12 protein-coding genes are annotated in these 8,873 nt (G+C 36.0%); all 12 read right to left on the reverse strand.

Going from position 1 to position 8,873, the window contains the following annotated elements:
• Positions 1-2,813 (reverse strand): phage tail tape measure protein (locus tag ACIGHG_RS25430; RefSeq protein WP_396551238.1); only part of this gene is annotated, 2,813 nt, incomplete at its 3' end.
• A 55-nt stretch (positions 2,814-2,868) separates the two neighbouring features.
• Positions 2,869-3,057: a hypothetical protein gene (locus ACIGHG_RS25435; RefSeq protein WP_396551240.1), complete on the reverse strand. Its 189-nt coding sequence runs from the start codon at positions 3,055-3,057 to the stop codon at positions 2,869-2,871.
• 38 nt (positions 3,058-3,095) lie between these two features.
• Positions 3,096-3,482: a hypothetical protein gene (locus ACIGHG_RS25440; RefSeq protein WP_396551242.1), complete on the reverse strand. Its 387-nt coding sequence runs from the start codon at positions 3,480-3,482 to the stop codon at positions 3,096-3,098.
• Positions 3,483-3,493: 11 nt separating this feature from the next.
• A complete protein-coding gene (locus ACIGHG_RS25445; RefSeq protein ID WP_396551244.1) occupies positions 3,494-4,123 on the reverse strand; it encodes a major tail protein in 630 nt (209 codons plus the stop codon).
• A gap of 5 nt (positions 4,124-4,128) precedes the next feature.
• Positions 4,129-4,512 (reverse strand): HK97 gp10 family phage protein, encoded by a 384-nt coding sequence (locus ACIGHG_RS25450; RefSeq protein WP_396551246.1) that lies wholly within the window; start codon positions 4,510-4,512, stop codon positions 4,129-4,131.
• Entirely contained in the window at positions 4,505-4,837 is a 333-nt protein-coding gene (locus ACIGHG_RS25455) for a hypothetical protein (RefSeq protein WP_396551248.1), read from the reverse strand. Before ACIGHG_RS25455 ends, ACIGHG_RS25450 begins: the two co-directional genes overlap by 8 nt.
• On the reverse strand, positions 4,827-5,159 hold the full coding sequence (locus ACIGHG_RS25460; protein WP_396551250.1) for a hypothetical protein: 333 nt from the start codon (positions 5,157-5,159) through the stop codon (positions 4,827-4,829). Before ACIGHG_RS25460 ends, ACIGHG_RS25455 begins: the two co-directional genes overlap by 11 nt.
• Positions 5,137-5,397, reverse strand: a complete 261-nt coding sequence (locus ACIGHG_RS25465) for a head-tail connector protein (protein WP_396551252.1) — start codon at positions 5,395-5,397, stop codon at positions 5,137-5,139. The genes ACIGHG_RS25460 and ACIGHG_RS25465 overlap by 23 nt, the downstream gene beginning before the upstream one ends.
• Positions 5,394-6,755, reverse strand: a complete 1,362-nt coding sequence (locus ACIGHG_RS25470) for a phage major capsid protein (RefSeq protein ID WP_396551254.1) — start codon at positions 6,753-6,755, stop codon at positions 5,394-5,396. Before ACIGHG_RS25470 ends, ACIGHG_RS25465 begins: the two co-directional genes overlap by 4 nt.
• The gene (locus ACIGHG_RS25475; protein WP_396551256.1) at positions 6,755-7,324 is read right to left on the reverse strand and encodes an HK97 family phage prohead protease; all 570 of its coding nucleotides are present in this window, start codon (positions 7,322-7,324) and stop codon (positions 6,755-6,757) included. Before ACIGHG_RS25475 ends, ACIGHG_RS25470 begins: the two co-directional genes overlap by 1 nt.
• On the reverse strand, positions 7,293-8,498 hold the full coding sequence (locus ACIGHG_RS25480) for a phage portal protein (protein WP_396551258.1): 1,206 nt from the start codon (positions 8,496-8,498) through the stop codon (positions 7,293-7,295). The genes ACIGHG_RS25475 and ACIGHG_RS25480 overlap by 32 nt, the downstream gene beginning before the upstream one ends.
• Before the next feature lie 15 nt (positions 8,499-8,513).
• A partial coding sequence (locus ACIGHG_RS25485; RefSeq protein ID WP_396551260.1) for a terminase TerL endonuclease subunit occupies positions 8,514-8,873 on the reverse strand: 360 nt, incomplete at its 5' end.

Below are 8,873 nucleotides of genomic sequence, written 5' to 3' on the forward strand. Positions count from 1 at the left end.
TCTACCCAACCTTTTACTGTATCTACTGCCTCACGAATAGGACTTACAATTGCTTCTTTGGCTGCATTAAATTTTTCACTAGCTGCATTTTTAATAGAATTGAATTTTTCTACTGCAGTGTTATACATGGATGAAAATTTTTCAACGACTGAATTATACGCTGATGCAATCGGGTCAATAATATGCTGCTTCACTGAATTCCAAGCTGATAATGTCATAGATTTTAGAAAATCCCATTTTTGAAGTATCCAATTTGCTAAATCACCAAGTTTTCCGACAACCCAATTCCATGCTTCTTGAACGGGTTGAATAATGTATTGCTTAAATAAATTCCAAGCTGCTAATGTAATAGACTGGATCCATACCCATTTTTCAGAAATCCAGTTTGCTAAATCACCAATTTTCCCAACGACCCAATTATAAGCTTCCACAATTGGATCAATAATATATTTACTTATTAAAGCCCATGCAATTTGCGTACCAGCTTGAATAAGTAACCAACCTGCCTGTAGAACAGTTGAAATCAAAGAAATAATAGGATCTAAGACTGTAAGAATGGTATTCCAAGTATCAGACCAGGCTTGTGCCAGTTGACCCCACAATTGTGATGCCGTTTCGATAAGATTCGACCACAAGGACGATGCTGTTTCGACTATTCCGGACCATAAATCACTAAAAAACTGACCGATTGGATCAAAAAATGAATGACACATTTCTAAGAAAGAAGACCAAGCATTTGAAAAATACTCAACTGTAGAAGACCATCCATCACTGCAAGCTTGAACTAAATTCCCCCACAATTCACCAAACCAATCTTTAAATTGAGACCATTTTTCAGAAAGCCAGTCGGTTATCGCACCCCAGTTTTTTATAACGGCAATAACACCCGCTATTACTGCAGCTATTCCAGCAATAACAAGAATAACGGTTCCTAATGTAGATCCTAATACTAAACAAGATATAACTACAGCCGCAATAATAGGTGCTAATGTACCTACAACTGCGACTAATCCTCCAAAAATAAGAATAAAATTTTGAATCGGGTCAGGTAGCTTTGTAAATCCATCAACTAAAGTTTTAATCCCTTTAACAACCGGAGGTAGCACATCTTTTGCTAATTCAGCAAGTTTCTTTCCAAGTGGTTCAAATGCCGCCTTAGTTTCTCTTAATGCTTTCTGAAACTGCTGTCCGAAAGATTCTTCCTGAAGCTTTTTCATTTCATCCATACTACCTTTTACTTCACCGAGACCACCATAGACATCATTAAGACTAAGAACCGCTTCAGCACCCATGTCTTCCCATTTTGTACCGAAAAGAGAAACACCAATCTGATTCGCTTTTACCTTGTCATCCATACCACGTAAATCATTTAATACAGCATTAAATACATCGGCTGATGTTGCTTTACCATGATTAAATGAGTCCCATACTTTTTGAGTCCCATCAGAAAGTTGTCCAAATCCCTCAGAAACTCCTTTAGATCCATCTTGGACACGAATTCCAAACTCTTTTACAAGATCATTGATATAGTCAAGGTTATATGAGCCACTTGCCGTTCCGTTCGCTAGAATAGTGAACATCTCATCTGCTGAGAATCCTGCCTGTTTGAAAAGCGGGGCATACTCTGATAGATTGTCGAATAACTCATCTGAGTAGTTCAAACCACTTTGAGCACCAGCCGCTAACAAATCAAATGTTTCTTGTGTAGATAGACCAAATTGACTCATTAACTGTCCAGCACCACGAGTTGCTTCATTTAAATCCACATCATAGGTTTTAGCCAGTGTTAGAACATCTTCTGATGCCATTTGTAGTTCTTCTTTTGGCACATCTTTCATATTTTGAAAGGCTTTTATTACCGCCTGGTCAACTTCTTCGAGATTTTCCCCAAAACCATTTTTCCAAGTATCCACGGCTATCTTTTGAAGGTTTTCAGCACCTTCCGCTGTTATGCCTAAAGAAGATTGGATTTTTCTTTGAGAACCATCAAAGTCCATTGCTGTTTCTATAGTAGACTTACCAAATTCAATAATTTTCTCTGACATTCCTTGCAGCGCTTCACTAGCTTCCATTAGATTATGTAAATCTAACTTCTTGCCAATTTGCTCCATACCATCTGCGGCTTGATTTCCACTTTTACCAACACTCTCAAGTGAATTTTCAAATTGTTTCAGTGTCGTTTTTGCTTGATTTAACTTCGCTTCAAGCTGTTGTACTTCTGTAGAATTCTCACCATATACACGCTTTGCTGCACTTAATTGTTGTTCTAAATTGTGGACGACTCTATCGGTCATTTCCATTTGCTGACGTAATTGTCTCTGTGCTAACTCTAATTTTTGTGATTCACTAGCATTTGCACCTAATTCAGCGTTTTGAAGCCTGAATGAGCTCGCCAGGTTCTTTTGTTCCGCTTCAAGTAGTTTCGTATTAGATTGCAATTTATCTAAGTCATCTCGTGCTTTCCTTGCTTCTTGTGCTTCTTCTGAAAGACCTTCGTTGACTCGTTTCATCGCCTGTGCAAGTGATGTTTCAGCACGTTCTGCATCAAGTAATTTCCCATACATTTTATTAAGCTGTTCAGCTGTTGTATTGGTATCTTTCGACATCGCTTGATATTCGGCCCTTAACATTTCAGTTCTTTTCTTTGCTGCTTCCATTTGTATTTCAAGTTTTTTCTTTTCAACAACAAGTTTATCTGTCGCTGTTGCATCTTGTCCCATTGCGGCAATATGGTTCTTATATTCTTTGGCCGCGTTATTCATAACCATATTGATTTCTTTCAGTGTTTGCGCATACTGAACTTGTCCATCCATTTTAAAGTTGAGAACAACGCTCCTTTGCTTGTCTGCCATTATCTCACCTCACTTTTTAATAAAATGGCGTCTGATCTAGCGTGTGGATTTGCTTTGGTTTCTCTTCAATTAATGCATCTGGATTGGTGTATCGAAGATGCATGATGAATTGTTTTAAAAAATGTGCCGGTGTGATTTTCCAAAAATCGTCCATACTTAAACCAAGTAACGTATTACCAACATAAAAATAAAAATCCCAGTCCAATTCGGACTGAGACTCTTCGTTTTTAGTTAGTATATTTTTTACTTTTTTTCCTGCTTCAACTTCTCCATATCAGAATGTTGGAAGTTTTGCCCGTTAAAAATTTGGAACACTACTTGGAAAATATCAGGTAAATCATAAAGAGGTATTGCATTTTTAATTTCAGTTGGCGTACACTCTGTACCTCCACTTCGAATCATTGCATAAATCAATGAACGCATCAATTTAGCTTCATTTTCTCCTAAACTAAATTGTCCTTTTCCCATCATTTCATTCATTTCTTTTTCAAACTCATGATATTCTTTCCCGTAGGATTCTTCTACATAAGGGAATGACTCGAATGTAAAAATAACAGGGATTTCTACACCTTGTATCTTAATTGTATTTACATTTATATTAACGTTAACTAAATCACTAAGCTTTGCCATATTACCACTCCTTATTGTCCTGTAGTTCCACCTAATGTTGCTAATTGTGATTCATCACAAATAACTTGTTTTAAGAAGTCTTCTAATTTAATACCTGCCGCACTTGCAGATCCAGTATCTAATTCAGTCATTGTGTTGTCGTTAAATAATAACGGATCCGCGGTAATTTTGTATTCAATGTCATCCACTGTCATTTCTTCATTTTGAGTTTTGAAAGACTCTTCTACTGGTTGCACCGTACACTTAGGATACCAACGTAAAATTTTTGTCCCGTCATTAAGTGGGAAAACCACACCAACCGCAAATTTTGGGTATGATTTTGGTTTTGCATTTTCAAACGAAACGCCTTTCGTACGCTTTTTACTAAACATTTTATCTTTCACTTCACGATCTAAACCAGCAAGCTTTAATCCTAATTCAAACGATGTATTTTTCGTGATGTTAATAATCTTTTTATTCGATGCCCATTTTGTGAAGTTATTTGTTTTGGATGAAATGGATAACTCAGTAATATTTGTTTGTCCGTAAACAATATCTTCATACTTTGGAAGCGCCCCTACTGTTTCGTCACCATCCATAAAACAAAGATATAAATCTTCAATACCAACTGCATATTGAATCTCTTTTTGTTGTTTTGTCATTTCTATCATCCTTCCATTTTATCTATTATTCTTTCAGCCATAATGTCTGCTATTTTGTCACCTTCACCATCAAAAGTGTTTTGTACAAAGTGCAAACCTTTAACGCGTCCTCTACCATTTGCCTTTTTATGACCATGTTCAGCCAAATACCAATACCAAGCCTTGTCCTCAAATTCCACAGAAACATGATTATTTTTTACGACGACTTTTAAACTATTTTTCAAATGTGTTTGTTTATTTTTATTCGAAAGCTTAATATACTTTTTTAATTCATTTGCAAAATATTTAGCTGCTTCTTCTAATACATCCATTTCCACTTGCTTATTAACCCGTAACAACGTATTAATATCTTCCAAGGCTTCTGCAAAACCGTTATTATTACTAGCCATTAATACACCTCACGTACGTTATAAACTGTGTTATGGTGTCGTCATTCTCAGCGTAAGGCATTCCATCAAACTGAGCATAAGAAACGCCAGCATCATTAAAAACAGCTTTTAATGGCTCGTAATCTTCCTCAGTTCCATCTGTAATAACCGCAATTTGATAGAGTGGCATATCATTCAAAACTTTATTAGAAGCCCTCTTATGTTGTTCATTCACAAATTCATACACAATATAGGGGTAATCTGAACCTGTAGGAGCACTATCACGAGAAACCGGAATACCAGATTTCTTCATAAGGGTTCGTAACTGTTCAAAATTAATTTGCATAAGACAGTGACACCTCCATTACACGATCATGCTCACGGACATAAATCCGTTCAATGTTGTAAATCTTATCAAGAATCTTAATTCGATAATCTTTTTGATTTTCTTCAATCGCTCGATCTATACGAACTTCAATTTTCTTTACAATTTCATTTGTATCTTTTGTTGTAAACTTGTCCATTGAAGTAACGCCAATATTGTTGTAACGTATTTTTCTTTCAAATGGATATCCCATGACAACACGGTCTGTTTTTGGATCAACTGTTTCTCCTAGCTTTAATAAATCCGCTGCCCATCTCAGATTATTCGTCTGTCTCTTCGGCATCGTACACCTCCTGGATAAAGAACGGTGTCAGCGCATCAAGTGCTTGTTCTAATTCTTTTTCGGCCACACGATATTCATAGAAAATACCTGCGCACATAATAATCAGGTATTCAACTTCTCTTCCACATGCTTTTTTTACATAGCGTTGACCTTGCTGTAAATAAAAAGGGAGCATGGAATCATCCATACCCTCTTCCCAATGAATATGACCCTTTAATTTCTCAATTAAATCACTCATACTGGTTTCTTTTCACCAACTTCATATCGATAAACAGCTGGTTCAAATGGTGAATAGATTAATTGTCCATCTAATAAGTTATAGATTTGGAAACCAACTTTATTTGTGCCACTAAACTTCTCAATTAATTTTTGTAATTCCATTGCTCCAATAACATCTTGAATGTGGAATGCTTTAAAATCACCAAAATAGAATACTGGTTTAGTTGGATCAGAACCATTTGCTGAATCAGTAAAATCTAACTTATGTCCAAGTAACGTATAACCTACACCATCTTTTGCTTCATGTAATAATGGACGACCTGTTGTATCAGTCATATCTTCTAAAACTGTTAATGCTGCACGGTTAACAATCCACATTGATTTTTTCAACACTTCAGTAACAGGTTGACCTTTTAATTTAACCAATTGTGAATATAATTTTTGAGAATACCCAGCAACATTAATATCAATTGGAGTTGACTCATAGTATTTAACAGCTTTCTTTGCTAATGCACCAGGATTTTCATTGCCAACATCAGTACCATTGAACATATAGTTCGTTTCTTTACGTACGTATGCCTTTTTAAGCTCATCAATTACAATTTGCTCAATTGGCGCACCTGTCATTTTAAGTAATTTCTTTGTTACGGTTGCAAGTGCATCAAACTCAGCTGGACTTAATAAAATTTCAGCAAATTCAATTGCTGTTTCTTTAATTTCGTCACCATCACCACGCTCTTTTTTACGTACGTTTGCATCCGCTTTTTTCACAAGAACAGGATATTTCACATCACCTGCAGTTCTATGAGTAGAACCGTATTTACGTAGTAAGTTTTCTTCTTGCGCATAAGTGATAATTTCACTTACAATGACCTCTGGAATTGTTACTGAGCCATTTCCGGCTTCAATACCAAGTGAACGAGCTTCAGCTTCTGTAATTTTACCTACTACAAAGTTAGCAAACGCTGAACGAATTTCTTTTTCTTTTGTTTTTGTAGATTTATGACCACGAGTAGAAAGACCAGTTGCAATAGCTGTCATAATTCCATCGCGCTGTTCAGCTGAAAGACCTGATGAACGTTGACCTTCTCCATCATCGCCTTCATCATCAGAACGACCTTCACTATTTCCTGTACCTGTATCTCCTTCACCGGTAGATGAATCTCCGCTGCCGTCACCTTCTCCAGATCCGTCTCCGCCATCCATATTTGCTAAAGTATCAGCAATTTCTTGCAACTGCTCAGTGAGATCCTGTACTTCTTGTTGTACAGTTGCTAAATCTTCAGCACGAACCTCATTATTTTCTAATTGTCCACGTAACTCTGTTAAACGGGCATTATTTCGTTGTTGTAAAGCTAATAATAATTTTTTATTCATTATCCAAGCACCTCTTTTATTTGATTTAATATTTTAATACGTTGTTCTACTTCTTTATCAATCTCTTTACTTCGTAGTGATACCTCTGTATCTTCATAAGCTGGAATACTTACTACTGATACCTCATACAATTCAACTTCTTGAATCGTTCTTAATGCTGGTTCGACATTGTAATCCCACTCTTCTTTAGTTGCATGAAATCCAAATGAACATTGATTTATGTCTTTTCGTCTCATAGATTCTACTAAGTCGCGTGCAACTGACGTATTTGGTAAATCAACTTCGAATTTCAGACCACGTTCATCCTCAAACAATCGCAATGTTCCACTTTTAGTTCTGCCTAACACATTGTTCCAATCATGATTAAACAGAGCGCGAATATCATTATTTTCAGAGATTGCACGACTAAATGCACCAGGTGCTATTGTTTCTGTGAACCAGTCACCAATACTTGTTGGCGAATTAAAAACAGCTGCATAACCACCAATCATATTACTTTCTGTATCAGTTGCATCACGCGTTTGAAGACCGGTGATGTCAAATGTCCTCATTTCCTTTTTGTTTGGCATTTCCATCACCTCCCTTCAAGCTATCATCAGTAGCATTTTTCTCACCAATTTTCGATAAATCATTAGAAATATAGATTGCTTGTGATTCAGGTGTATTTTGTTTAGGGAACCCAAGCATTTCAGCAACATTGTCTGGACTTGTAATTCCTGTACGCACAATGTTGTAACCGATATTTGTTTTTGTACTGTAAGTAACAAAATCAAGAATATTAATCTTAAATTTGATACGCTTATCCAAATTTCGACCGAAAAAAAGAAGACTCAAATGGTCTTCAAAATTCTTCATTATTGGTCGCACAGCTTTATTGTGTAAATACATCATCGCTTTTTCTAAATCAGACTTGATTAACGCGGTGTATGTGTCCACGTTTATGCCCAAATACTTACCCAAATCCTTTTTATATACATTTAGGTATGCTAGTGTCTTATCATCGTCTATCGGGCTCTCAAGCGTGTCTATCGTATATCCTTTTCCTAGTGGAATCATTTTAACACTTCGACTTTCGTCAATTGCTTCTAATTGATCTAAGATAGCCTTGATAAGTTTAGACTGCGCGCCATTTTGCGGATTAATATGCGCATCTAATTGTAATAGAAATGCTAGTAAGCCACCTTTTTTATATTTGTCTGTAAGGACTTTCTCAGCGCTCATAACACCTTCAAGTGTATCTTTACCTAGCTGCATTAATCCGACACCACGCAAGTGATCAGAACCAACATTTTTCACATGTCGAATCATTGATGATGGTATTTCATTTCCATTAATCTTAAAATGTTCAATCAACCTATCATCCAACTCGGTATACACATTTTGTGCTAGATGCAATTGATCCACATCAAGCACTGGAAATACTTCACCTTGTAGTAAGTAGGTATTCGTCATGAGTTTGATAAATTCAGATTGTGTTAAGTAGTTGTTTGGATTCTTTAATGTTTTTAACGCTGGATGATTTTTAATTTCTTTTCCATCTTTGTCTTCCACAACTATCTCAGCAAGCATCATTTGATTACTTATGTCCTGAATTAATTCATATACATCACTTGATTGTAAAATATTATCGTCAGTGACGTAACGACCACCATAACGAATCGTATTATTAAAAATATCCTCAAACCAGCCGCGCTTCTCCATCTGCTTGTACACAAAATTAGAAAACCGATCTCGTAAACTCAAATTCTCACCTTCTTTCTATCTATAAATTTCACTAATCAAGTCATCCATTCCCTCTTCTGTAATGCTATCCATAACCATCATAGTTTCTTTATGAGCAACTAAAAAAGCAACAAATCCATCAATTTTCTTTTTGGACTGTCGCTTGCTCGGGGCTTTCATTCCGTTAATATTTGTAACTACAACAACATTAAGAGCACAATATACAAACAATGGATTATCAGTAACTAAACGTTTTTCATAAATAAGTATTTCCGAATCATCAATCATTGCATTCATAACATTTGGATACTGATTTACTGCAATACATTCAAGTCCAAGATTTTCTAACTTCTCAATCAGCTTTTGTGACATTGCTGGGTCATAATTTATTTGCTG

The organism is Bacillus sp. NPDC077411, from assembly GCF_044543425.1.
Classification (GTDB): Bacteria; Bacillota; Bacilli; order Bacillales; family Bacillaceae_G; genus Bacillus_A; species Bacillus_A bruguierae.